This is a genomic window from Marinobacter sp. S0848L, from assembly GCF_023016065.1.
Classification (GTDB): domain Bacteria; phylum Pseudomonadota; class Gammaproteobacteria; order Pseudomonadales; family Oleiphilaceae; genus Marinobacter.
In genome coordinates, this window is the sequence record NZ_JALKAQ010000004.1 from 149,445 (window position 1) to 173,117 (window position 23,673).

A 23,673-nucleotide genomic window follows, 5' to 3' on the forward strand; every position below is an offset into this window, starting at 1 on the left:
CAAGCGTAAAGGGAATGTAACGGGGTTGTCGCAGAGTTGTCATGGGTTGCTTGCATACTAGCCCCATGACAAAAAACTTGCGGGATGCACCGTGACTCAAATCAAGCGATCAGTCTGGCACAGGCAACAGATTACCATCGTTTCCGAAACCTTTCCGCCGGAAATCAACGGCGTGTCCAACACGCTTCGATACCTTTGCCGAGGACTGATGGAGCATGGCCACCAAGTGACCGTGGTACGGCCAGCCCAGCCCGGTGAAGCAACCGGGTTCCACCCTAACACCGACAGCCCGCTGTTTTCACATGAGTTTGTCGCCGGCGGTTTTCCAATCCCGGGCTATAAGGAATTCCGGTTTGGTGTCGCCCGCCCCAAGACCCTAGTGGCTCTCTGGCAACACCGTCGCCCCGGTTGCATCTATATTGCCACTCAAGGCCCTCTTGGTGTGGCGGCAGTAGCGGCTGCGAAACAACTTAACATCCGGGTACTTTCCGGCTTTCACACCAACTTTCACAGCTATTCCCGCTATTACGGACTGGGCGCGCTGGAACGCTTACTCAGCGCCTATGGCCGGTGGTTTCATAATCGAACCGAAAAGACCCTCGCGCCCACCCGAAAAACCATCACGGCCGCTCAAACCATGGGCATTACCAATGCCGCGCTGTGGAGCCGGGGCGTGGACTGCGAGCACTTCTCACCCGAAAAACGCAGCCACTCCCTCCGGCACCATTGGGGCCTGAAAGAGAACGAACATGCTGTCCTGTATGTCGGTCGCCTGGCTCCGGAGAAAAATCTGTCGCTGGCAGTCGTCTGCTTTGATCGTATCCGGAAGCTCTATCCGACTGCGCGTTTTGTACTGGTGGGCGACGGCCCCATGAGAGCCCATTTGGAAGCCCGGCATCCGGACTTCGTCTTTTGTGGCGTGCAACGGGGCGAAGCCTTAGCCCGGCACTATGCCTCTGGCGACCTGTTCTTGTTCCCGAGTAAAACAGACACCTTTGGCAACGTTGTACTGGAGGCGATGGCCAGTGGCTTGGGGGTCACGGCATTTAATGATGCCGCTGCCTCTGAACATATTCGCCACAACGACAATGGTATGAAAGCGCCCCTGAATAACGACGATAACTTTGTTCATCACGCTCTGAAACTGGCCGACCAGCCATCTCTGCTCAGAAGGGTACGCACCAAAGCCAGGCTAGACGCGCTCGAGCTCAGCTGGAACCGGCAAATAGAACGGTTCGAACATTTAGCGCTTAACCCAAGCACACAGGCCCCCGACCATGTCTACAACAAGCAAAGCTTCCCGATTCTTTGAACGGGCGGACCAGCGCGAGTTCGCTCTGTGCCAGTCGATCAACCGGGCCATAAAATACCGGTCGGTCAAAAGCTACTTCCGCCTCGTCAGCTGGCTGGGCGACGGCTGGCTTTGGTATGCCGTTATTCTGGCGATTCCGTTTACCGCGCCCGCTCACGGCCCACACATCGCCATACTGGTGGCGCTGACGGGTTTGTGCTGCACCCTCACCTACAAAGTACTGAAGCACTGGCTCATCCGGGAGCGCCCGTTTATCTCGTTTCCCGCCATTAACTGCGCCACGCCGCCTTTGGACCGCTACAGTTTTCCCTCGGGGCACACCATGCACGCAGCCTGCTTTCAGGCCATGCTGTTTGCTCTGTTGCCGGCCGCAGGATGGGTAACACTGCCGTTTACTCTGTCGGTGGCGGCATCCCGGGTGATTCTGGGTCTGCATTATCCCAGCGATGTTGCCGCTGGCGCACTGATCGGCGGGCTGATGGGGTGGGTATCTGTGCAGCTTTTCGCAGAGCTGGCCGTTTGATTAATCGAACAACCGCAACTGGGTCACCGGCGCTTCGTCATTACGAAAACGCACACCCACGCCCATCAGGCGGACCGGTCTGTCTTCGCGGGTCACCAGCTCATCCAACAGCGGCTGGTAGTCCGCCGCCTCGGGCTCGGAAATCTGTTCTCGCACCCGCTCCAGTGTGTGGGTAGAGAAATCGCTGTAGCGTATTTTGACGAACAACTTATGAATGGGCTTGTCGCGGCTCTTGCGGGCAAGGCGCAGATTCAAATCGGCCACCAGCGAAGGCATCACCGACTCACACGCCGCTTTGCCGGCAAGATCCTGCGAAAATGTCCGCTCCACGCTGACCGACTTGGCCACCCGGGACACCACCACAGGCCGGTCGTCCCGGCCATGAGCCATTTCAAACAAGCGATACCCTTGCTTGCCGAGTTTGTCGATTAATACCTCAACACCGAGAGCTTGCATGTCACTACAGGTGGTTACCCCCAGAGCGTGCAGTTTTCCTGCGGTCACCTGACCAACTCCGGACAGTTTCTCTACCGGCAACGCCTGCACAAACGCATCCACTTCATCCGGTGTGATCACGAACAAACCATCCGGCTTACGCCAATCACTGGCAATCTTGGCGAGAAATTTATTCGGGGCCACCCCTGCGGAAATGGTGATGCCGGTTTCCCGCCGAACCCGCTCGCGCAGGTGCCGGGCCATCAGGGTGGCACTGCCTTTGTGGTCAGTGATTTCAGACACATCCAAAAAGGCCTCGTCCAGGGACAAGGGTTCAACCAGATCGGTCATGTCCCGCAGTATGCTCATTACTTGCTGCGACACCGCCCGGTACTTACTCATGTTGGTGGGCACCGTCACCAGGCCCGGGCACAAGCGCCGTGCTTCACTGCCGGGCATGGCCGAGCGCACCCCGAAAGCACGCGCTTTATAATTACAGGTAGTGACCACCCCTCGACCACCATCACCACCGACCGCCAAGGGAACATCCCGCAGCGACGGGTCGTCCCGCATTTCGACCGCGGCGTAAAAACAATCGCAATCCACGTGGATGATCTTGCGCTGGGACATAATCCGGGGCTCAGGTTAACAATCTGTACGTTTATACAGCCTTGTATCTTACGGTAACATGCCGAGAATGTCAGGAACCCCCAATTTACTTCGGTAACCTATTGCGAGGCACCATGAGCAACCCTATTCCCGAGTCCGAGCGCACCGAAATCGAAGCCGCTGCGTTCAGAAGACTGGTTGAGCACCTGCGTCAAAACACCGACGTTCAAAACATTGATCTGATGAACCTGGCCGGGTTCTGCCGAAACTGTCTGTCGAAATGGTACCGGGCTGAAGCGCAAGAACGTGGCTTCGAGCTATCCGACCCTGCGGCCCGTGAAGAAATCTACGGCATGCCTTACGAAGAGTGGAAAGAGAAATACCAGACCGGCCCCAAGCAGGATCACAAATAATGAACGTCACAGAAGCCGTCCGCATACATCTGGCCTCGCTCCAAGGCGGCCATGCCGATTTCGATGACACGCTTGCTCTGATCGACCAGCACTTCGAGTTTCAGCCTACCGGTTTTGACAATGGCCCACTCCGGAACGAAGCCGGTGAAAACAGCGGTTCGTGCCGGGTGTTCGCCCTGGGCCAGTACTGCAATCTGAGCGAGAACGACACGCTCGCGCTGTTCGCGCAACATTACCAGCAGGTTCTGGGCGACCCGACAGGCTCAAGCCATGGTAATATCCGGCAATTCATCAGCACCGGATGGTCCGGCATTCGTTTTGACAGCCAACCACTGCGGGCCCGAGCCGAATCCACCCAGTAACCCATCAGGGAAACGAGCCTTCATGAGCGATACTGCTAACCCCGAAGTAAAACAAAGCTTCCAACTTAAAAGCGCCAACATCTCGCTGACCGCGCTGGAACTTTATTACTTCGACGAACAGGAATTCGAAGCAAACCTGCGGGATAAAATCAGCCAGGCCCCCGGTTTTTTCAAAGACATCCCTCTGGTGATCAGTCTCGAAAAATACGAAGGTCTGGACAGCGAGATCGACTTCTTCAAGATCATCGGGACCTGTCGCCGCCATAATATTCAGGTGATCGGTGTTCGCGCAGCCAACGAGAACCAACGGCGACTTGCCAAAGGCGCGTCTCTGGCGCTGATGCCCGGAGGATCTGTTCGTGAAAGGCCAGCCGCACCCGAGCCCGTAGCAGAAACTGCTGAACCGGTAACAGAAACCCGGGTAGCCGCACCAGAACCGGTAGCCACGAAAATTGTCACCCAAACCGTCCGGTCCGGACAGCAAGTCCACGCGCCTGAAGGAGACCTGATCATCCTCGCTCCGGTCCAGGCCGGGGCCGAAGTCCTGGCGGCGGGTAATATTCACGTATACGGCGCGTTGCGCGGCCGGGCCCTGGCAGGCATTCACGGCGCAGAGTCTGCAAGAATTTTTTGCCAGTCTCTGGAAGCAGAGCTTGTGTCTGTAGCCGGACAATATAAAATTCCGGAAGATCTTCAGAATAATGGCTGGAAAAGCGCTGTGCAGATCCAGCTCAAGGATGACGTGCTGGTGGTATCGCCACTGGAGAAAGGCTAGTAGAGCAATAACAAACAGACGTTGAAGACATGACGAATCCACCGCGAAACAGGAATTGAATCTTGGCTAGAATCATTGTCGTTACCTCAGGAAAAGGCGGCGTTGGCAAAACCACCACCAGCGCTTCAATCAGCACCGGGCTTGCCAAACGGGGCTTCAAAACAGTTGTGATCGACTTCGACGTAGGTCTGCGTAACCTGGACCTGATCATGAACTGCGAGCGCCGGGTGGTGTACGATTTTGTCAACGTGATTCAGGGCGAAGCCACGCTGAACCAGGCTCTGATCAAAGACAAGCGGGTAGATACGCTGTACATTCTGCCAGCCTCACAAACCCGGGAAAAAGAAGCTCTGACGAAAGAAGGCGTTGAAAAAGTTATCAACGAACTTTCCGAAACCTTCGATTACATCATCTGCGACTCCCCGGCCGGTATCGAGCATGGCGCCCTGATGGCGCTGTACTACGCCGATGAAGCCATTGTCGTCACCAATCCGGAAGTTTCCTCGGTTCGCGATTCCGACCGAATCCTCGGCATCATGCAGAGCAAGTCCCGCCGCGCCGAGATGGGTCAGGACCCGCTCAAAGAGCACCTGCTGCTGACTCGCTACAACCCTGACCGCGTGGATCGTGGTGAAATGCTCTCGGTGCAAGACGTTGAGGAGATTCTGGCCATCCCGCTACTCGGTGTTATTCCGGAAAGCCAGATTGTCCTGAACGCATCCAACCAAGGTCTTCCCGTCATTCTTGAAGAAGAAAGCGACGCCGGGCAAGCCTACGACGATGCCGTAGCACGGCTTCTGGGCGAGGAGCGCGAGCACCGCTTCATGACCGCACAGAAGAAAGGTTTCTTCTCACGGATGTTCAAGGGGGGCTAAGGGATGAGTTTCCTGGATTATTTCAGAAACAGTAAAAGTAAAAACTCGGCCAACGTTGCCAAAGAGCGTTTGCAAATCATCGTAGCGCACGAACGCGGCCAAAGGGGGCAGCCGGATTACCTGCCCCAGATGCAGCAAGAGTTGCTGGCAGTAATACGTAAATACGTGCAAATCAGTGACGACATGGTGCAGGTCGAAGTGGACCGGAACGACAGTTGTTCGGTCTTGGAGCTGAACGTCACCCTGCCGGAGCAATAACACTTGCGCCCGCCTTACCAGCGGGCAAAGTGGTCCTCCATCAATCCCCGTAGACCCGCTACGGGGATTTTTTTGCCCGATGCATCTTCCACCGTACCCTCAAAGGTGCCCACAAATTGGCGGAAGTTCGACGCCAGTATGCCGGCGTTCAGCTTTTCTTTGCGCACACCGGAAGGAACAAACGACAGCTCAATTTTTCCGTCCTCCGTCGTCACACGCCACTTAGTGTCCTGCTGATACCGGTTGAATTCGAACCGGGCCGCTCCGAGCACAAAGCGCTGTCCATTCAACCAGAGCGCGTTTTCCGTCATACCCGTTTCGTTAACACCTGCCGCCAGATTCAGGCCTACAGTCACGCCCTCGTCAGTCTGGCCCGCCAGACATGCCCAGTTCCAGGCGGTTTCCCGGCGCATGAAACCACAACTCCAGTCGATCGAGCCCCGGCTTTGCTTATCCGTTCGCCAAATCTGTTGCCCCCAACGCACTTCGCCTTCTACCGGCAAGCCCGCAGACTTACGGGTGAACACCCAACCCGTGTACCCCGCCGGGCATACCAACCGATGAGGATCGTTGTCGTCGGTCAACGCCAGATCGACCTCAATGTTACCCGGCGCACTTACCCGCACATTCCGGCCTCCGACCGATGGCGTGATCGACAAGGCCACACTCCCTTTTCGGAAATGCGCATGACCACGTTCCGGATAGGGCTCAATTTCGGTGTTGCGCGCTAAAGGCTGAAGGAACGATTGCTCGAACATCTGGCCGGTTTCAAAATCGAACAGATAGAAAAAGCCCGACCCGACCAGCTTCAAATCAACAATGGCCATCCCGAACACCCAACCCGGCGACATCGCGCTGACAAACTGAAACTGATTAAAACGCCACTGACGGGCTAACCGGGAGCGCGGCTTGTCCATCACTGTGCGCAAGTCGTAATCCATGTAATTGATGACATCCACAGGCTCGGACATCAGCCCCGGGGCAATCCGCCCTTTCGGGTCGATCAGTTTTTTCTGAGTCATAGTTTCCGTCAAATCAGGCCAATTCGAAGTTGGGTGGTATAAGGAGGCTACCTGGTTCACAAACTCCCGTTGCAGCAGCAAGAGGTCGTCGCACAGCATGGTAGACTTTTCCCAACCATTAACCGCAAAGTGTAGCTTATGACCATCACTCGTGTCCGTGGCATTATGGGCATCCTGTTCGGGTTCGCCGCCCTGTTGTTAACCGCTCCAGCATCTGCAACCGACCACCCGGCCCTGCCTCCGGAGAACTCCGAACACTGGGCGCTGCAAAAGCAAGTGGACAACATTCGCATCTATACCATGGATCAGCCCGGCTCCGGTTTCAGGGCGTTCAAAGCCGTTGCCGACCTCAACGTGCCCATCAACAACCTGATGGCGGTCATGATCAATCCCGAATCCTGCAAAGAATGGGTACACAACTGCACCGAGTCTTTCGCGTTTGGTAACGGTAACTTCCACAACCGTTACGCCTACTCGGTCAACGACATGCCCTGGCCCGTTTCCGACCGGGACTATGTGCTGAGGATTCAAACCCGTGGCAACGCCGAAACCGGTGAAATCGTCATGGACCTTAATGCCACGCCGGGGATGCGGGCCGAAACAAACAGCCGTGTTCGTGTTGACGTTTCCAACACGCTTTATCGCTTCACCCCCACCGAACAAGGCACACAGATGGTGTGGCTGCAGCACACCGAGCCGAACGGCGCACTGCCGGAATGGCTGGTCAACCAGCTGGTAATTGATATCCCCGTAAAATCCTTGAAAGCCCTGGAAGCTGTCGCCCGTAAAGAGAAATATCAGGGTTATCGAATCCAATGGGCAGCCGACGGCAATATTGAGGCCGTGGTGCCCGACACCCCCTAAGCGCTTGATCAAACGGGGGTGACGACACGCCAAGGAACGGCTAAGCTGCATCTGAAACACTGCGATTGGAAGAGCTGATATCTGATGCCTATTCTCGCCCACGAGATCATGACCCCCACCATCAAAGCGGTCCCTCAAAACTGGACCATGGATCGCCTGGCCCGTTTTCTTACCGACAACGAAATCACCGGCAGCCCAGTCACCGACGACAACGGTGAAGTCATCGGCATCGCCACGCTCAAAGACATCACCGAGTTTCGCTGGAACGCGTCTCGCTCAAACGATCAGCCCAAGCTGACCGAAGAAGAGCAAGACGAAGCCCGGCGGCTGCGCATGGTGATCTTCGAAGAAATGGGCAAAGTACCCGTAGAAGTCCGGGACATCATGACCCCGCTTGTGTTTTCGGTCGATGAAAACACCCCGGTCCGCGACATTGCGAATGTCATGATGGGCGAGCACCTGCATCGAATTTTTGTCACCCGGGATTCAAAAATCACCGGCATTATTACCACTTACGACATGCTCAAACTGATTTCAGACAAAGAGCTGTCCCAGCGCTGCGCCGAGTGCGACTGACACAACAGAGGTAACGCATCTATGCCAAGAGCACCGCAAGCTCGCAAAAAAATGTACGTCCTCGATACCAACGTTCTTATCCACGACCCCAATGCCCTCCTGAATTTTGAAGAACACGCTGTCATCATTCCGATGACCGTTCTAGAGGAACTCGACAGTCTCAAATCCGGCAAACAAACGGTTGCGGCCGACTGTCGCCAGGCGATCCGTAACATCGACAAACTGCTCGGTGACGCCAACCCGAAAGACATCGAGAAAGGTGTACCCATTCTGCGCGGCAAAAAAGCCGACCCACTGGGCACGCTTGCCATCATCATGAGCACCGAACGCAACGGCAACCATTCGTTGCCCGAGCACCTGAATGACAACAAGATCATCAACACTCTGGCGGCCCTGCAAGAGCGGCATACGTCCCACGACATCATACTGGTCAGTAAAGACATCAATATGCGCCTGAAAGCGCGGGGCTTCGGGGTTGAAGCTCAGGACTACCACAACGACCAGTTGCTGGACGACATCGATTTACTGCCAAAAGGCTACAAAGAGTTCCCCGGCTCCTTCTGGGACAACATCGCCAAGGTGGAAACCGTTCAGCGCGCCGGCGTTACCGAACACCTGCTCAAACGCGAAGGCGATCTGGCCAAACTCAACATCAACGAATTTGTTATCGATGAGCGAGGATTTATCGGGCAGGTTGTGGATATCTCCGACGACCAACTGGTGATCAAAGACCTGCTCCACGACGACCTGATGAACGAAGAAGTCTGGGGCTTGATTCCCCGCGACATTTATCAGGCCATGGCCCTGCACCTGCTGCTGGACCCGGAAATCCATCTGGTGAACCTGACCGGCTCAGCCGGCTCTGGTAAAACCATTCTGGCACTGGCGGCTTGTATCGAGATGACCGTGGCCAGCAAGCTTTACAAACGCATCATCGCCACCCGATCCACCCAAGGTCTGGATGAGGACATCGGCTTCCTGCCCGGCACCGAAGCCGAGAAAATGGAGCCTTGGCTGGGCGCTATTGTCGATAACCTGGAAGCGCTGCACGAAGACGACGAAAACATGTCGGCCAGCGTCGATTACATCCTCAGCAAGGTGCCGCTGCACTTCAAATCCATGAACTACATCCGTGGGCGCAGTTTCCAGCACAGCCTGATCATCATCGATGAATCCCAAAACCTGACACCCCATCAAATCAAAACCATCATTACTCGGGCCGGTAACGGCTCGAAAGTGATTTGCCTGGGTAACCTGGCACAGATCGATACGCCCTATTTGAGCCCGTTAAGCTCCGGTCTGACGTACATGACCGAACGCTTCAAAGGCTTTCAACACGGTGGACACATTCACCTTCAAGGCGTACCCCGATCGGTACTGGCGGAATTCGCTGAAGCCAACCTCTGATCTGCACGTCGAACACAGGGCGGCTCATCCTGCCCTGTGTTCTGTCCCCTCCTGCCCGCACGCCATGTCTTGACCTAGCCTCAGCCACGGGGCAGCATCCCTTAACAACTATTACAACCAGAGCCAACAGGACACTCCATGGCCAAAACTCATTCATCAGACGTGCTGGTCGCCGGTGGCGGCCTGGCGGGCATCATCACAGCCCTTGAAGCCCTACGAGCAGGTAAAACCGTCACTTTGGTTGATCGCGATACGCCCGAACGCCTCGGTGGGCTTGCCCTGTGGGCTTTTGGCGGCATGGCCTTGGTGGATACACCGCTGCAAAGACGCCTGAAAATCCCCGACTCCCCCGAAGCCGCTCTGAACGATTGGCTAAGGTTTGGCGAACTGGACCCAAACGATGAATGGCCCATGAAGTGGGCCCGCTACTACGTGGAAAACTCCCGCAGTGAAGTGTACGACTGGCTACTGAGCGAAGGCTTGAAGTTTATGCCTGCCGTGAACTGGGTTGAGCGTGGCCGACTGGCCGATGGCAACACCGTGCCTCGCTACCACATCGTTTGGGGCACCTCGCGCGAGCTCACACGAAAAATGATTGAGGCCATGCATCAGGCCAATTCCGGCGGTCGCCTGACCCTGCTGCATCAGCACCGGATTACCGGCCTGGAACACCAAGGCGGAAAAGTCTCCGGTGCCGTTGCCGTCAACGAACAAGCCGGAGAAGAGGTGCGCTTCAGCGCGCCCGCTGTCGTTCTGGCTATGGGCGGCATTAACGGCAGTCACAAAGAATGCAGGGCCAACTGGCCGGCAGAACGGCCGCAGCCAGCCACCATGCTCAATGGCGCGCACCCGTATGCGGACGGAAAACTGCATCACTGGGCCGAAGACAACTTGGGAGCAAATATTACCCATGCAGGCGAAATGTGGAACTACGCCGCAGGCTTCCCCCACCCTTACCCGCACTTTAAAGGCCACGGGTTATCCACCATCCCCTGCAAATCGGCGCTATGGCTGAACCATCGCGGCGAACGCATCGGCCCGGAACCCTTGGTCACCGGCTTCGACACCCACTGGCTATGCCAGCAAGTGGCCGCCCAGGAAAAACCCTGGACCTGGCACCTGCTGAATCGGCGCATTGCCCTGAAAGAATTCGCCATCTCCGGTGCCGAACACAACGCCCGCATTCGCGAGAAGCAATTCCCGCTGTTCCTGAAAGAGCTGCTGCTCGGCAATAAACCGCTGGTTACCCAAATGGAACACGAAAGTCCGCACTTTCTGGTGGCCGATACCTTGGAAGAGCTGGCCGACAAGATGAACCGGCTGACCTGCTCGGTGGATATCGACCCCGCCACCCTCAAAGCCACCGCCGATGCCTTCGACGCTAACTTCCATAAGGGCAATCAGCTCAACAACGATCCACAAATCCGGCTGATCCAGCACGCCCGGCAATGGGGCCCAGACCGGCTTCGAACCTGCAAACCCGCCCCCTTGCAAAAGCCCGGGGCGGGCCCGTTCATCGCCATCCACATGCAGCTGACCACGCGCAAAAGCCTTGGTGGCCTGCGCACTGATCTTCAAAGCCGCGTTCTGGATGGCGACGACCAGCCAATCCCCGGTCTTTACTGCGTCGGCGAAGCCGCAGGGTTTGGCGGCGGCGGGGCCAACGGCAAACGCTCTCTCGAAGGAACGTTTCTACCGGGCTGCATCATGACAGCCCGAGCCGCGGCCCGCTCCATCTTGGCGGCGGGTTAATTGAGACTTTTACAACACCAATAAGAATATTGATCAGGAGAAGTTCGATGCCTAACGGCGCTCAGGCTTTGATGAAAACACTGGTAGATGCCGGAATTGAGGTTTGCTTTAGCAACCCGGGCACCAGCGAAATGCATTTTGTCGCCGCTTTGGATAATGAGCCCAAAATGCGTGCGGTATTGGCTCTGTTTGAAGGGGTCGCCACCGGCGCCGCCGATGGCTACGCCCGCATGGCCGACAAGCCCGCAGCCACCCTACTGCACCTGGGCTGCGGTTTGGGGAACGGTTTGGCCAACCTCCACAACGCGCGGAAGGGCAAGGTGCCGGTCGTGAACATTGTCGGTGACCACGCCACTTATCACGTTAAGTACAACGCCCAACTGCAATCAGACATCGAAACCGTCGCCCGCAACGTGTCACCCGGGTTCGTTCGCACCTCTCAAACCACTGAACAACTGTGCCGGGATGCCGCCGAAGCCGTTGCCGCCGCCAAAGGCCTTCCCGGCCAGGTGGCCACCCTGATTCTGCCTGCGGATGTTTCCTGGGGCGAAGGCGGTGTACCTTGTGCCCCCTTGCCGGAGCCTGAACTGCTTGGTGCTGACGATGCCACGGTGCAAACGATTGTCGAAGCCATCCGCAGCGGTAAAAAAACGGCCCTTCTACTCGGCGGCCGGGCACTCCGGGAGCCCAGCCTGATGGCCGCAGCCCGCATTGCCGCCCACAGCGGTGTAAAACTGTTCGCGGAAACCTTCCCGACCCGTATTGAACGGGGCGTCGGCCTGCCGCCGGTCGAACGGATCGCCTATCTGGCGGAATTGGCCACCCTGCAATTATCCGAATATGACAACCTGATTGTGGTGGATGCCAAGCCCCCGGTCTCGTTCTTCGCCTACCCCGGCAAAGCCAGTGATCTGGTACCGGAGCACTGCACGCTTCATACCCTATCCACGCCCGAGCAGGATGCACTCACCAGCCTGAACAAACTGGCGGATACGCTGGGAGCCAGCAAGGCAGAGCCAGAACTGCAGCAGCCCGCCCGGCCGTCACGCCCTCGCGGCAAACTGACCGCGGAGAAAGTCTGTAAGGCACTGGGCCACATGATGCCCGAAAACAGCATCATCGTGGATGAGGCAATCACCTCCGGCTTGATGCTAAACGCCATGACCGCAGGCGCGCCCCGGCACGACATCATCACCCTTACCGGTGGGGCTATCGGTCAGGGCTTGCCCAGTGCAACCGGTGCTGCCATTGCGTGCCCGGACCGTCCCGTGTACGCGCTGATCGGCGACGGCACCGCTATGTATACCATTCAAGCTTTGTGGACCATGGCGCGCGAGCAGCTCAACGTGACCTCGATCATCTTCAACAACGCCTCCTATTCGATTCTGAATGTCGAGTTGGAGCGGGTGGGTGCCGAAGAGGCGGGTGACAAGGCCAAGTCTCAGCTGGACATCAGCGGCCCGGTGACGCACTTTGCCCAGTTAGCCCAAAGCATGGGTGTTCACGGCATTCGGGTACACACCACCGAAGAGCTGTTGAAAGCCATGGAATACGCCCAAAACAACCCCGGCCCGCACCTGATCGAAGCGATTGTGCCGGAGTCCCTGAACGGCGTTAAACGGAAGGTATTACCGTGGCTGCTGCGCTCGCTGCCAAGCTTGCCACGGCCAGTGACCAAGGCGCTCAAAAAGAAAATCGCGCCCTAAACCGTCACTGTCATGAAGTCAGTGCGGGTGACATTCCCGCACTGGCTCAGTCTTTGAACTCAGCCTTATCCAGACCGTGTTTTTTCATCTTGTCGTACAGTGTCTTACGGGCAATACCAAGCGCCACCATGGTGTCTTTAATACTGCCCTCACACGCATTGAGCGCACTCACAATGGCCGCCCGCTCAAACCCGTCCATCATTTCAGACAGGGTTTGCCTACCCGCTAAATGCCGGGTGTCGGCGCTGTCGCTATCCTCTAACGCGGCAGGCCCTAGCAGCACGTAACGCTCTGCCAGATTTCGTAGTTCCCGAACGTTGCCGGGCCAGGAATGCTGCATCAAGCGCGCAGCCTGTCGCGCGTCCAGCGGCACACTCTCCCGGTCGTAACGGGCGGCGGCAATCAACGCAAAATGGTGGAACAATACGGGTATGTCGTCTTTTCGCTCCCGCAGCGGCGGAATATCCACTTTCACCACGTTCAGGCGGTAATATAGGTCAGGCCGAAACTCACCAGCATCGCACAGTTTTTTCAGATCGGCTTTGGTGGCTGCAATGATGCGAACATCCACATCCAGCACCTGGTTGCTGCCCAGGCGCTCGACCTTCTGTTCTTCCAATACGCGCAGCAGTTTGACCTGCAGGGGCATAGGCATGCTTTCCACTTCATCCAGAAACAGCGTGCCTTGATGCGCATACTCCACCTTGCCGATACGGCGCTTATCCGCCCCGGTAAAAGCCCCCACTTCGTGACCGAACAGTTCACTCTCGATCAGATTTTCCGGCACGGCACCGCAGTTGATCGCAACGAAATTGTGAGCACTGCGTGGGCTACTCTCGTGAATGTAGCGCGCCAGTGCATCTTTCCCCGAGCCAGTCTCACCGTGCAGCAAAATGTTCGCGGAAATATCAATAATCGGCTCAACCGTTGCCATCACCCGCTGCATGGTTGGGGAGTCACCCAAAATTCTGGGCCCTGGCTTGGCCAGTTGCCGCAACTGCGCCTTCAAGCGGCGGTTTTCCAGCGCCAGATGGCGTTTTTCCAGCGCGTGCTTGAGAAGCTCGATCAGTTCCTCGTGATCAAACGGTTTCTCGATGAAATCATAGGCACCCTGCTGCATGGCCGACACCGCCGTACTGATATCGCCCTGCCCCGTCAGTAGGATAACGGGGATGTCCTCATCGATGGTTCGCACCGCCTGTAACAACTCCAGACCGTTCATGCCCGGCATGTTGTAGTCACTCAACACGATGCCTTGGTATTCCGGCCCCACGCTTTTGAGCGCTGACTCACCATCCGAAAAACAAGCCACCGGCAGATCTTCCAGCGCCAGCGTCTGCTCCATCACCATCCGAATATCGGGATCATCATCCACAAAGATCACTACCGGTGCGGTCATTCTTCTGCCCTACGCTGTTTCAGTTTCAGAACAAACTCGGCACCCGGGCCGTCTGGCCGGTTATGGCCAGACAAGCTGCCACCGAGAGACTCTACAATCTGCTTGGAAATCGATAACCCTAAACCCAAACCTTGCTTGACTGAGCGGGTGGTGAAGAACGGCTCGAACACCTGTTCCGTGTTGCGGGGCAAGCCGTGGCCGTTGTCCCGTACCACGCACAGCCAGTAGTCGCCCTCTTCTGCGATCTCCACCTGAATTTCTGGCTCGTCCTGCTCTTCAACGGCCTGAACGGCATTGGCCATCAGGTTCACCATCACCTGCTCAACCCGTATCAGATCACCATGGCACATCGTGGGCGCTTCGGGCCGCAGCCAGCGGATATTGATACCGTCACTGCTGCTCTGCGCAGTAATAATCTTCAAGGCGGCGTCTACCGGTAGCCGCAAATCCACCAGTGAGGGCGGCCCTTCAGACTTGCGGGCAAACACCTTGAACTGGCGAATCAGCTCCGCCATTTTGTCGCACAGGGTCACGATTTCCTGCAGGTTGGCGTCCACCATGTCACCCGCACCGCGCTCAAGAAATTTGCGACTGTTGCGAGCGTACGCCTGAATCGCTGTTAGCGGTTGGTTGATCTCATGGTTAAGGCCTGCAGACATTTGCCCAAGCACCGCCAGCTTGGCCGCCTGGATCAGTTCCTGCTGGGTTTCTCGCAGCTCCGTTTGGGCGCGCTCCCGCTCCTGGATTTCCGCCAGCAATTGATCGTTGGAACGTTTCAGATCCACTGTGCGCTGGGCCACTCTGCGCTCCAGTTGCTCGCCCCGGGCCGCCAGTTCACGCTCCCGTCGTTGCCGTTCGCGCAAATACAGCCAGGTCAGGAAGCCGGCCAGAAAGATCGCGCCGCCGCCCACCAGAAACCCAATCCGGTTCCAAAATACCGAACGCGTGTCTGCAATCACCACCAGCCGCCAATCCAACCGCGGCAACCCGGCATCCAACGCAAGATAGCTCTGCTCCGAGTTGCCGTCTTTTATTCGCATACGAGTTGCCTGCTCGGACAACACCCACGGGCCATCCTGCAAACGGAAATCGACCGGCTTCAGATCCCGCTGGGGATAGCGTTGACGTATTTTTGGGTTGCCGGCGGCATCGCCTGTCGGTGAAAAATCCCGGTACAACCACTTCCGGTTACTGGCCAGAAAGCTGATACCGTCGCCATCCAACACCACCATTTCGGCTTGGTGTTTAATGTCCGGGCGTTGCCAGTGGGATTCCAGCTCATGCACCAACACCTTGACGGCAACCACACCTAACACCTCACCCCGTTGACTCCGCACCGGGTGGGAAAAGTAGAGGCCGCGCTCCAGCGACATAGTCCCCAACGCAAAGTACACCACCGACCCGCCGGTGTTCAGAGCATCGTAAAAGTAAGGCCGGTAAGAATAGTTGCTCCCCACAAAGCTGTCGGGCTGGCCAAAGTTGTTGGCGGCAATCGCAAGACCGGTCAAATCCATCAGGTAGATGTCGGAGCCGCCCACGATTGTCGCCATGCGCTGCATTTGCTCATTGGCTTTGAGCAAGGTGACAGGATCATCAGGGCGCTTGAGGGCTTCTGCCAATAAAGGATGTTCCGCAATCAACTCGGGAACGGGGATATAACGGTTCAGTTCGTTGGCAACCAACTGCCGGTAGCGGAAGGCTTCCTGAACACTGTCGCTCTCAAGCTGACGGTATCCAAACCAACCGCCGAGCACCCAAGACAACAACAGGGTGGCAGTCAGAACGACAACAACACTGATCCGATAAAGCATGGGGTCGGGTTCCGGAAAAGCCTCTAGACTAACGTCCGGAACCCGGCAGGACAACCGGCTGCCCTGCCCGTTGTCCTGCTCTGACTTCATCACGTCAGGCCGCGGCCAGTCCTGGCGCACGCTTGCGCTGAATCAGGTAGGCAATCACTGCCAACCCGATACCCGCCAAGTCGGTCCACATACCGCCTTCGATGGTCAGCAAAGCGGCCGCAATCAGCAGCAAGCGCACCAAAACCGGGGCCGCAGATTTGGCGAACCAGCCCAGCACACCGGCGGACAACAGGTACACACCAAACACTGCGGTAATCAAGGCCCGGGCAATCTCAACCCATTCGGCTTCCATCAACAAGGCACCGTTGTAGAAGAACATGAACGGCACGATGAACGCAGCAATACCAATCCGGAACGAAGCCACCGAAGTTGACATGGCATTGGCACCGGAAATGCCCGCTGCCGCATAAGAAGCCAGCGCTACCGGTGGTGTGATTGCAGACACAACCGCGAAGTAGAACACGAAGAAGTGTGCCGTCAGCGGCTCAATACCCAACTGCACCAAGCCTGGTGCCACCACCGAAGCAGCTACCGCATAGGCAGCCGTGGTCGGCATACCCATACCCAGAAGGATGGAGATGAACATCGCGAACACCAGCGCCAACAAGTTACTGTGAGCCGCCACATCCAGCAACAACACCGAGAAGCGCGCGCCCACACCGGTCAGCGAGATAACACCCACAATAATACCGGCGGCCGCACACACCACAATGATCTGGATCGACATATAAGCTGCGATTTCAAAAGCCCGTAAAATTGAACGGATGCCCATTTTATTGGGTGAAATCCAGCTCACAACCGCGGCCGAAACCGTTGCCAAAGTACCGGCACGAATCACCGAATATCCTTGGAACAACGCCACAATCAAAATGATGATCGGGGCGAACAAGTATACCTGGCGCGCCAGAACCTTCAGGTTCGGCAGCTCGTCACTCCGCATACCGCGCATGCCCAGCTTCTTGGCTTCAAAATCCACCATGAAGAACACAGAGGCGAAATACAGAATCGCAGGAATAATCGCGGCAATGGCGATGTCGGTGTATGGAATACCGGTAATTTCCGCCATGATGAAGGCGCCGGCACCCATAATCGGCGGCATGATCTGCCCACCGGTAGAGGCGGCCGCTTCAACCGCACCTGCAGATTCTTTGCTGTAGCCCACTCGCTTCATCAACGGAATGGTCAGGGAACCGGTGGATACCACGTTACCGGCACTGGTGCCGTTGATCATACCCATCAGGCCAGAGGCAAAAATCGCCACCTTGGCAGGGCCACCACGGGAACGGCCCGCCGCGGCAAAAGCAAAGTTCACAAAGTAGTCACCCACTTTCGAAGCCTGCAGGAACGCGGCAAAAATGATGAACAGGATAATGTAGGTGGAAGACACCGCAGTGGTCGGCCCCAAGATACCGGCATCGGTGTACACCTGACTGAAGAATCGCTGAACCGACAATCCCGGGTAACCCAGGAACCCGGGCAGATAAGGGCCGACAAACACGTAGGCAAGAAACACCAGCCCGATCACGACCAGCGCCATACCCGCCACTCGACGAGTCAGCTCCATGATCAACGCGGTTCCGGCAACGGCCGCAAAAGAAATGCCAACCGGCGCAAAAGCCGTACCCGTGGTCATGCGCATCGAGGTGTTGAACACCACCAGCAGGTAAGCCGCAACGGCAATCGAGCACACCACCAGCACCAGGTCGGGCACACTGAAACGTGCACGATCACGCTGATGGAACCAGCTCATCACAATCCCGATGCCGGTGGCGGCCAACAAAGGCCAGCCAAAGTGCCAGGTTTCCAGCTCGGCAGGCACCCGGAACGCACCAGCCTTCAGCTGCAAATCGAAAGAATAGGTTTGGTACAGCGCGTAAAAGGCGGGAATCAAAGCCACCGCGCTGATCCAGGATGTCCATTTATGCCGGGCAGCGCCCTCTTCGGAGGAAACAAAACGGGCACCGGCAAACAAGATAAAACCCAACACCAAGGCGCCGGCAACGTGCACAATCCGGAACGACCAGGTTTCCATGGGCGCCACGTTCAACGTGTACAAATGGAACACGGAATAGGCAATGGCCAGCATGATCACGAACTTGAGCAACAGCCCGGTAAACAAGCGGCGGTTAGCCTCTACAGGCTCTTCGTCAACATCGTGCGCGAGCAAGTGATCTTCGTTAATCGTCAGGTTCTCGGCCAATGGCTTCTCACCATCAGCGGGAAAATGTTCTTTGGTCATGATTGGTCCTGCCTGTGAGAAGGCGTATTTTCAGAAACAACCAAGCCCCGGAGGCGATAACACGCCCCGGGGCTCAAGCCGGATTACTTGATCGCGTCGGCTTCGATGGTGTAACCGTTTTCGTTAAACCAACGGGCAGCACCCGGGTGCCAAGGCAGCACCGTGTTTTTGCTGTAGTTCTCGGGAACAGAGAAACGTGCCGCCTTGTGGATAGACACCATCTTCTCGTTGTTCTCCATGGTCAGCTTGGTGATTTCATACACGAAGCTTTCCGGCATGTCGCAGTTCACCATGGCGAAGTTCCACATAGACACCACGCGCGAAGGCTCGTCCAGAGACTGATAAGTGCTGGCCGGAATCACAAACTCGGACACCGGGAACTGATCAACAATCTTCCTGGCTTCTTCATCGTTCATGCCAATGATGTTTACATCGGTCTGAACTTCCAGCTGGCTAACTGCCGGAATCGGAATACCCGCGGCAAACGCAACCACATCGATCAGGCCGTCCTGCAACTGGCCACCCAGATCGGACCAGCTACCGTTACGGCGCTTAAAGTTCACTCCGAGGGCTTCCATCATGCGCGGGAAGTAAGTGTCAGACGTAGAGCCGGCCGGGCCGAAACCGATGGTGGCGCCGTCAGGAATGTCCGAAATAGATTCAATACCGCTGCTGCTCAAAGCTGTGATAGAGAACGGTGTCTCGTACATCGGGAACATGGCGCACACGTTGCCCATCTTCATACCCGGTGCCAGCGGGCTTTCGCCATCGCGGGATTCACGGGCCGGGCCCATGGTAGTCAAGCCGAATTTCAGGTCACCGGTGTGAACCAGCGCCATGTTTTGCACCGGGCCGCCTGTGATCTCAGCACCACCAGACACACCCAGGTTTTCCGCAACAAAGTTTGCCCAACCTGATCCGTAGGCAAAGTAGGTACCGCCCTGACTGGCCGTACCAACCGTAAAGCTGTCTGGCCAACCGGCGCGGTCTTGTGCAACCGCCGGTGTTGCAGCAAATACAGATGAGGCGAACGCTGCCGCCACGATGGTCTGAAGTTTCATAAAAAAGGCTCCCGATGCGTTTTGTTTGTTCGGTGCAGGTAAGGCCGACCTCGACCTCCTGAACCAACTGTCAGCAAACCTCGGGCCAGGAACTCAAAAACAATATAAAACAACGAGCTACAAAAAACGCTCAATATTCAAAAAGCGAAAATGGGTAGAAACCCACACACCCTCACAAGACTTTGGGTCGAAACCCGCCAACGGCGCTGCCAGCGGTCTTCGGAGCCACATTCATTCGCCGTCTAAACAATTAACAAACCCTAAAACGCCGCCCCAGCCCGCAGACAGCGCCAAACAAGGCCAAAACCCCATTGCTTAGTCGATTTGATATTTAGTCTTCAAACCATTACGCTTACCGAAATTGAACGCTCATTCAAAAAATTGAACATGTATTCAGGGCGAGTGGAGCCGGGACCTCATGGCAAGAATCGGAGTAGAAACAATTCGGCGCCAGCAACTCATCGATGCAACGCTTCAGGTCATTGAAGAGCATGGGTTCCAAGGCGCAACCATCGGGAAAATCGCTGCGGTTTCCGGTTTGTCTGTGGGCATTGTCAGCCATTACTTCGGCGGCAAGCAGGGGCTACTCGAAGCCACCATGCGGCACTTGCTGTCTTCGCTTCAGCAGGATGTATCCAAACTGATGAAAGACAGGCCCAACACCCCGCGGGAACGGCTGATGGCCATTGTCGATGCCAATTTCTCCGGCGTTCAGACCCACGCTCAGTCATCAAAAACCTGGCTGGCGTTCTGGACCCAAGCCATGCACAGCCCGGATCTCATGCGCTTACAGCGTGTGAACGAACGCCGCCTGCTCTCCAACCTGATGTTCTATTTGCGCGAACTGATGCCAGAGCCGCAAGTGCGCAGCACCGCTCAGACCATCGCCGCACTGATCGACGGTTTCTGGCTTAGAGCGGCTATGAGTGAAGGTCGAATTGAGCCTTCACAAGCCGTCACTCTCTGCAAAACCTATATAGACCAAGCCATTCAAGCAAATAACGGAGCCTCCTGATGACGCTGCCCATTTATCAATCGTTTATTAACGGCCAACCCATGGCCAATCAAAGCGGTGAACGGTTTGATGTCGTGAACCCGGCCACAGGCAAAGTGATCTATCAGGTTGAGCAGGCCGACGAGTCGATCATGAAAGCCGCTGTTGAAAGCGCCCGAGAAGGCTTTGAGGCCTGGTCCGCGATGAGTGGCCTGGAGCGCGGCCGTATTCTCAACCGCGCTGCCAACATTCTGCGCGAGCGCAACGATGCGCTGGCCAAAATCGAAGTGCTGGATACCGGCAAGCCCTGGCAGGAAGCCAGCGTAGTAGACGTAGTAACCGGTGCCGACTCCGTGGAGTACTTCGCCGGACAAGCCTCCAGCATTACCGGTGAAAGTCAGCACTTGGGGCCGGACTTTTTCTACACCCGCCGCGAGCCACTGGGCGTCTGTGCCGGCATCGGTGCCTGGAACTACCCGCTGCAGATCGCCTGCTGGAAATCCGCGCCGGCGCTGGCCTGCGGCAACAGCATGATCTTCAAGCCGTCAGAAGAAACCCCACTGGGCGCAATCAAGCTGGCCGAGATCTACATCGAAGCCGGCGTACCGGCTGGCGTGTTTAACGTGATTCAGGGCGACCACCGAGTGGGACAAATGCTGACGGCAGAGCCGGCCATCGCAAAAGTATCCTTTACTGGCGAAGCAAAAACCGGTCGCACCGTGATGGCCGATTCCGCCTCGTCACTGAAATCCGTCACCATGGAACTGGGCGGCAAATCCCCGCTGGTGGTTTTCGAAGACACCAATCTCGAACAGGCCGTGTCTGCCGCCATGCTCGGCAACTTCTACACTCAGGGCGAAGTGTGTACCAACGGCACCCGGGTGTTCGTACAGCGTTCGATTTACAACGCCTTCCTCGATGAGCTGGTTAATCGCACCGAGAACAACATCCTCGCCGGTGATCCTCAACATCCAGACACCAACTTCGGTGCTCTGATCAGCGCCAAGCATCGCGACTTGGTGATGAAGTACATCGACAGCGGCAAAGCCGAAGGCGCGCGACTGCTCACCGGCGGTAAAGCCCTGCAACCTGCTGGCTTTGAAGGCGGCTATTTTGTAGCACCCACCGTGTTTGCCGACTGCACCGACGACATGACCATCGTGCAGGAGGAAATCTTTGGCCCGGTGATGTCGGTACTGCCGTTTGATACCGAAGAAGAGGTGATCAAGCGTGCCAACGACACCGACTACGGCCTGGCAGCGGCGGTATTCACCACCGATACCACCCGCGCTCATCGCGTGATCCACCAGCTCGAAGCCGGCATTTGCTGGATCAACAGCTTTGGCGCCTCCCCTGCTGAAATGCCCGTGGGCGGCTACAAGCTCTCCGGTCTGGGCCGCGAGAACGGTCGCGAAACCCTCGCCCACTATACCCAGACTAAATCTGTATACGTTGGCATGGCGCCGCTTGAAGCACCGTTCTGACCCCGCCATTCCCACGAGTATCGCTGCGGGCGTCTCGCCCGCATCCGTATGAAGGAGACAGCTTTGAAGTTTGATAACGAATTTGACTATGTGGTTGTTGGTACCGGCTCTGCCGGCTGTGTGCTGGCGAACCGTTTGAGCGAAAGCGGTGAGCACCAGGTATTGGTGCTGGAAGCGGGGCGTCGCGACGACACCTGGAAGATCCACATGCCGGCCGCCCTCATGTACAACCTCATGGACGACAAGTACAACTGGTACTACCACACCGAACCGCAAGAGTACCTTAACAACCGCAAACTGTACTGGCCGCGGGGAAAGGTCTGGGGTGGCGGCTCTACCTTGAACGCCATGGTTTACATCCGCGGCCACGCCTACGACTACGACCGCTGGCACGACGAAGGTGCCAAAGGCTGGCGCTATCAGGACGTACTGCCCTACTTCCGCAAAGCTGAAAGCCGGGAAAAAGGTGCCGACGACTACCGTGGCGGCAACGGCCCGCTGAACGTCCATACCGGCGACGAGCCTAACCCGCTGTTCGGCGCGTTTTTGGAAGCCACCAAACAGGCCGGTTACCCCTACACCGAAGACATGAACGGTTACCAGCAGGAAGGCTTTGGCGAAATGGACATGACCATTCGCAAAGGCAAACGCTGGAGTGCGGCTCAGGCTTATTTACGCCCGGCACTCAACCGCCCGAACCTGACCGCCGAAACCGGCGCCATGACCACCCGCATTCTGTTTGAAGGCGAAAAAGCCGTGGGCGTGGAATACATCCAGAATGGCAAAACCATTCGTGTAGCGGCCCGCAAGGAAGTCATCGTCAGCGGCGGAGCCATCAACTCGCCACAACTGTTGATGCTCTCGGGCATTGGTGCAGCCGACGAACTGAAAGAACACAACATTCCGGTTGTGGCCGACCGCCCGGGCGTGGGTAAAAACCTGCAGGATCACCTGGAAATCTACGTGCAGCATAAATCCACCCAGCCGGTCACGCTGTACAAGTACACCACCCAGCCGGGCAAGACCATTGCCGGGGTGAAGTGGTTCCTGAATCACGATTGGGGTGCCTGCCGCACAGCGCATTTGGAAGCCGGTGGATTTATTCGTTCCGAAGCGGGCGTACAGCACCCGGACATCCAATATCACTTCCTGCCGTCTCAGGTTATCGATCACGGCCGGAAAGACGCAGAATGCCATGGCTATCAAGCTCATGTAGGCCCCATGCGCCCGACCAGTCGCGGTTTCCTGAAGTTGAAATCCGCCAACCCGACCGATCACCCGATCATCGATCCAAAACTGCTCAGCACCGAGCGGGACCGGTGGGAAATGCGACAAAGTATCAAACTGACCCGGGAGATTTTCGCCCAAGCCGGTTTTGATCCGTTCCGGGGAGAAGAACTTCGCCCCGGAGCCAGCGCCACCACCGACGAAGACATCGATGCCTTTGTCCGGGAATACGCAGACAGCGCTTACCACCCTTCCTGCACCTGCAAAATGGGTGCAGCCGACGACCCCATGGCGGTTGTCGATGAGGAAGCCCGGGTGTACGGCGTGAGCAACCTACGCGTGGTAGATGCCTCCATCATGCCGAGCGTGGTCAGCGGTAACCTGAACGCGCCAACCATCATGCTGGCCGAGAAATGCGCCGACCACATTCTCGGTCGCGAACTGCTGCCACCCTCGTCAGCCCCCGTGTGGGAGCACCCTGACTGGAAAAACGCACAACGATAACGACGTGACAAGAA

Annotated in this window: 21 protein-coding genes; 15 read left to right on the forward strand and 6 right to left on the reverse strand. The window is 56.9% G+C overall.

Translation table 11 applies throughout. From position 1 onward, the window contains the following. Window positions 1-91 precede the first annotated feature (91 nt). Both MWU64_RS07150 and MWU64_RS07155 read left to right on the forward strand, forming a co-directional pair. Window positions 92-1,312: a glycosyltransferase family 1 protein gene (locus tag MWU64_RS07150; protein ID WP_247062950.1), complete on the forward strand. Its 1,221-nt coding sequence runs from the start codon at window positions 92-94 to the stop codon at window positions 1,310-1,312. Next, a complete protein-coding gene (locus MWU64_RS07155) occupies window positions 1,278-1,835 on the forward strand; it encodes a phosphatase PAP2 family protein (protein WP_247062951.1) in 558 nt (185 codons plus the stop codon). The genes MWU64_RS07150 and MWU64_RS07155 overlap by 35 nt, the downstream gene beginning before the upstream one ends. Here the strand turns inward: MWU64_RS07155 and dinB are convergent, their stop codons facing one another. Next, on the reverse strand, window positions 1,836-2,900 hold the full coding sequence (dinB, locus tag MWU64_RS07160; protein ID WP_247062954.1) for a DNA polymerase IV: 1,065 nt from the start codon (window positions 2,898-2,900) through the stop codon (window positions 1,836-1,838). A 113-nt stretch (window positions 2,901-3,013) separates the two neighbouring features. Between dinB and MWU64_RS07165 the strand changes: the two genes are divergently transcribed. The 5 genes from MWU64_RS07165 to minE all read left to right on the forward strand — a co-directional run bounded on the left by MWU64_RS07165 (window position 3,014) and on the right by minE (window position 5,562). Then, a complete protein-coding gene (locus tag MWU64_RS07165) occupies window positions 3,014-3,292 on the forward strand; it encodes a DUF1244 domain-containing protein (protein WP_247062956.1) in 279 nt (92 codons plus the stop codon). Further along, window positions 3,292-3,654: a HopJ type III effector protein gene (locus tag MWU64_RS07170; RefSeq protein WP_247062958.1), complete on the forward strand. Its 363-nt coding sequence runs from the start codon at window positions 3,292-3,294 to the stop codon at window positions 3,652-3,654. Before MWU64_RS07165 ends, MWU64_RS07170 begins: the two co-directional genes overlap by 1 nt. 22 nt (window positions 3,655-3,676) lie before the next feature. Beyond that, window positions 3,677-4,429, forward strand: coding sequence for a septum site-determining protein MinC (gene minC, locus MWU64_RS07175; protein ID WP_247062960.1), 753 nt, complete (start codon window positions 3,677-3,679; stop codon window positions 4,427-4,429). A 62-nt stretch (window positions 4,430-4,491) separates the two neighbouring features. Further along, complete coding sequence (gene minD / locus MWU64_RS07180; protein ID WP_247062963.1) at window positions 4,492-5,304, forward strand: septum site-determining protein MinD; 813 nt, start codon at window positions 4,492-4,494, stop codon at window positions 5,302-5,304. Window positions 5,305-5,307: 3 nt separating this feature from the next. After that, window positions 5,308-5,562 carry a cell division topological specificity factor MinE gene (gene minE, locus MWU64_RS07185; protein ID WP_133006302.1) on the forward strand — a complete coding sequence of 85 codons (255 nt, stop codon included), beginning with the start codon at window positions 5,308-5,310 and terminating at the stop codon, window positions 5,560-5,562. A 14-nt stretch (window positions 5,563-5,576) separates the two neighbouring features. On the opposite strand, the gene MWU64_RS07190 is transcribed toward minE, so the two are convergent. Next, entirely contained in the window at window positions 5,577-6,584 is a 1,008-nt protein-coding gene (locus tag MWU64_RS07190) for a DUF2804 domain-containing protein (RefSeq protein WP_247062964.1), read from the reverse strand. A 138-nt stretch (window positions 6,585-6,722) separates the two neighbouring features. Here MWU64_RS07190 and MWU64_RS07195 point away from each other — a divergent pair, with 138 nt between their 5' ends. From MWU64_RS07195 to MWU64_RS07215, 5 genes are all read left to right on the forward strand, one after another. Next, window positions 6,723-7,448: an START domain-containing protein gene (locus tag MWU64_RS07195; protein WP_247062965.1), complete on the forward strand. Its 726-nt coding sequence runs from the start codon at window positions 6,723-6,725 to the stop codon at window positions 7,446-7,448. 84 nt (window positions 7,449-7,532) lie between these two features. Then, complete coding sequence (locus tag MWU64_RS07200) at window positions 7,533-8,024, forward strand: CBS domain-containing protein (RefSeq protein WP_247062966.1); 492 nt, start codon at window positions 7,533-7,535, stop codon at window positions 8,022-8,024. 51 nt (window positions 8,025-8,075) lie between these two features. Continuing rightward, window positions 8,076-9,431, forward strand: a complete 1,356-nt coding sequence (locus tag MWU64_RS07205; RefSeq protein WP_247063233.1) for a PhoH family protein — start codon at window positions 8,076-8,078, stop codon at window positions 9,429-9,431. Window positions 9,432-9,569: 138 nt separating this feature from the next. Beyond that, complete coding sequence (locus tag MWU64_RS07210) at window positions 9,570-11,183, forward strand: FAD-dependent oxidoreductase (RefSeq protein ID WP_247062968.1); 1,614 nt, start codon at window positions 9,570-9,572, stop codon at window positions 11,181-11,183. A 47-nt stretch (window positions 11,184-11,230) separates the two neighbouring features. Beyond that, window positions 11,231-12,889 (forward strand): acetolactate synthase large subunit, encoded by a 1,659-nt coding sequence (locus MWU64_RS07215; protein WP_247062970.1) that lies wholly within the window; start codon window positions 11,231-11,233, stop codon window positions 12,887-12,889. Window positions 12,890-12,935: 46 nt separating this feature from the next. Here MWU64_RS07215 and MWU64_RS07220 read toward each other — a convergent pair whose 3' ends face one another. The 4 genes from MWU64_RS07220 to MWU64_RS07235 form a co-directional block, all read right to left on the reverse strand. Next, the gene (locus tag MWU64_RS07220) at window positions 12,936-14,288 is read right to left on the reverse strand and encodes a sigma-54 dependent transcriptional regulator (RefSeq protein WP_247062971.1); all 1,353 of its coding nucleotides are present in this window, start codon (window positions 14,286-14,288) and stop codon (window positions 12,936-12,938) included. Continuing rightward, window positions 14,285-16,099, reverse strand: coding sequence for an ATP-binding protein (locus MWU64_RS07225; protein ID WP_247063234.1), 1,815 nt, complete (start codon window positions 16,097-16,099; stop codon window positions 14,285-14,287). Before MWU64_RS07225 ends, MWU64_RS07220 begins: the two co-directional genes overlap by 4 nt. Before the next feature lie 94 nt (window positions 16,100-16,193). Beyond that, window positions 16,194-18,389 (reverse strand): TRAP transporter fused permease subunit, encoded by a 2,196-nt coding sequence (locus tag MWU64_RS07230; RefSeq protein ID WP_247062973.1) that lies wholly within the window; start codon window positions 18,387-18,389, stop codon window positions 16,194-16,196. An 83-nt stretch (window positions 18,390-18,472) separates the two neighbouring features. Further along, window positions 18,473-19,450 (reverse strand): TAXI family TRAP transporter solute-binding subunit, encoded by a 978-nt coding sequence (locus MWU64_RS07235; protein WP_247062975.1) that lies wholly within the window; start codon window positions 19,448-19,450, stop codon window positions 18,473-18,475. Between the two features lie 418 nt (window positions 19,451-19,868). Between MWU64_RS07235 and betI the strand changes: the two genes are divergently transcribed. The 3 genes from betI to betA all read left to right on the forward strand — a co-directional run bounded on the left by betI (window position 19,869) and on the right by betA (window position 23,659). Continuing rightward, window positions 19,869-20,465: a transcriptional regulator BetI gene (gene betI, locus MWU64_RS07240; RefSeq protein WP_247062977.1), complete on the forward strand. Its 597-nt coding sequence runs from the start codon at window positions 19,869-19,871 to the stop codon at window positions 20,463-20,465. After that, the gene (betB, locus tag MWU64_RS07245) at window positions 20,465-21,928 is read left to right on the forward strand and encodes a betaine-aldehyde dehydrogenase (RefSeq protein ID WP_247062978.1); all 1,464 of its coding nucleotides are present in this window, start codon (window positions 20,465-20,467) and stop codon (window positions 21,926-21,928) included. Before betI ends, betB begins: the two co-directional genes overlap by 1 nt. A 63-nt stretch (window positions 21,929-21,991) precedes the next feature. Continuing rightward, window positions 21,992-23,659, forward strand: a complete 1,668-nt coding sequence (betA, locus tag MWU64_RS07250) for a choline dehydrogenase (RefSeq protein WP_348645551.1) — start codon at window positions 21,992-21,994, stop codon at window positions 23,657-23,659. The last annotated feature ends 14 nt before the right edge of the window (window positions 23,660-23,673 follow it).

Bases quoted from the DNA above. Each gene is read 5' to 3' on its own strand.
- MWU64_RS07225 (WP_247063234.1), bottom strand. From the start codon at position 16,099: ATGCTTTATCGGATCAGTGTTGTTGTCGTTCTGACTGCCACCCTGTTG.
- MWU64_RS07195 (WP_247062965.1), top strand. From the start codon at position 6,723: ATGACCATCACTCGTGTCCGTGGCATTATGGGCATCCTGTTCGGGTTC.
- MWU64_RS07230 (WP_247062973.1), bottom strand. From the start codon at position 18,389: ATGACCAAAGAACATTTTCCCGCTGATGGTGAGAAGCCATTGGCCGAG.
- betI (WP_247062977.1), top strand. From the start codon at position 19,869: ATGGCAAGAATCGGAGTAGAAACAATTCGGCGCCAGCAACTCATCGAT.
- minC (WP_247062960.1), top strand. From the start codon at position 3,677: ATGAGCGATACTGCTAACCCCGAAGTAAAACAAAGCTTCCAACTTAAA.
- MWU64_RS07190 (WP_247062964.1), bottom strand. From the start codon at position 6,584: ATGACTCAGAAAAAACTGATCGACCCGAAAGGGCGGATTGCCCCGGGG.
- MWU64_RS07155 (WP_247062951.1), top strand. From the start codon at position 1,278: ATGTCTACAACAAGCAAAGCTTCCCGATTCTTTGAACGGGCGGACCAG.
- minE (WP_133006302.1), top strand. From the start codon at position 5,308: ATGAGTTTCCTGGATTATTTCAGAAACAGTAAAAGTAAAAACTCGGCC.
- MWU64_RS07220 (WP_247062971.1), bottom strand. From the start codon at position 14,288: ATGACCGCACCGGTAGTGATCTTTGTGGATGATGATCCCGATATTCGG.
- dinB (WP_247062954.1), bottom strand. From the start codon at position 2,900: ATGTCCCAGCGCAAGATCATCCACGTGGATTGCGATTGTTTTTACGCC.
- MWU64_RS07215 (WP_247062970.1), top strand. From the start codon at position 11,231: ATGCCTAACGGCGCTCAGGCTTTGATGAAAACACTGGTAGATGCCGGA.
- MWU64_RS07205 (WP_247063233.1), top strand. From the start codon at position 8,076: ATGTACGTCCTCGATACCAACGTTCTTATCCACGACCCCAATGCCCTC.
- betB (WP_247062978.1), top strand. From the start codon at position 20,465: ATGACGCTGCCCATTTATCAATCGTTTATTAACGGCCAACCCATGGCC.
- MWU64_RS07210 (WP_247062968.1), top strand. From the start codon at position 9,570: ATGGCCAAAACTCATTCATCAGACGTGCTGGTCGCCGGTGGCGGCCTG.
- MWU64_RS07200 (WP_247062966.1), top strand. From the start codon at position 7,533: ATGCCTATTCTCGCCCACGAGATCATGACCCCCACCATCAAAGCGGTC.
- MWU64_RS07170 (WP_247062958.1), top strand. From the start codon at position 3,292: ATGAACGTCACAGAAGCCGTCCGCATACATCTGGCCTCGCTCCAAGGC.
- MWU64_RS07235 (WP_247062975.1), bottom strand. From the start codon at position 19,450: ATGAAACTTCAGACCATCGTGGCGGCAGCGTTCGCCTCATCTGTATTT.
- MWU64_RS07165 (WP_247062956.1), top strand. From the start codon at position 3,014: ATGAGCAACCCTATTCCCGAGTCCGAGCGCACCGAAATCGAAGCCGCT.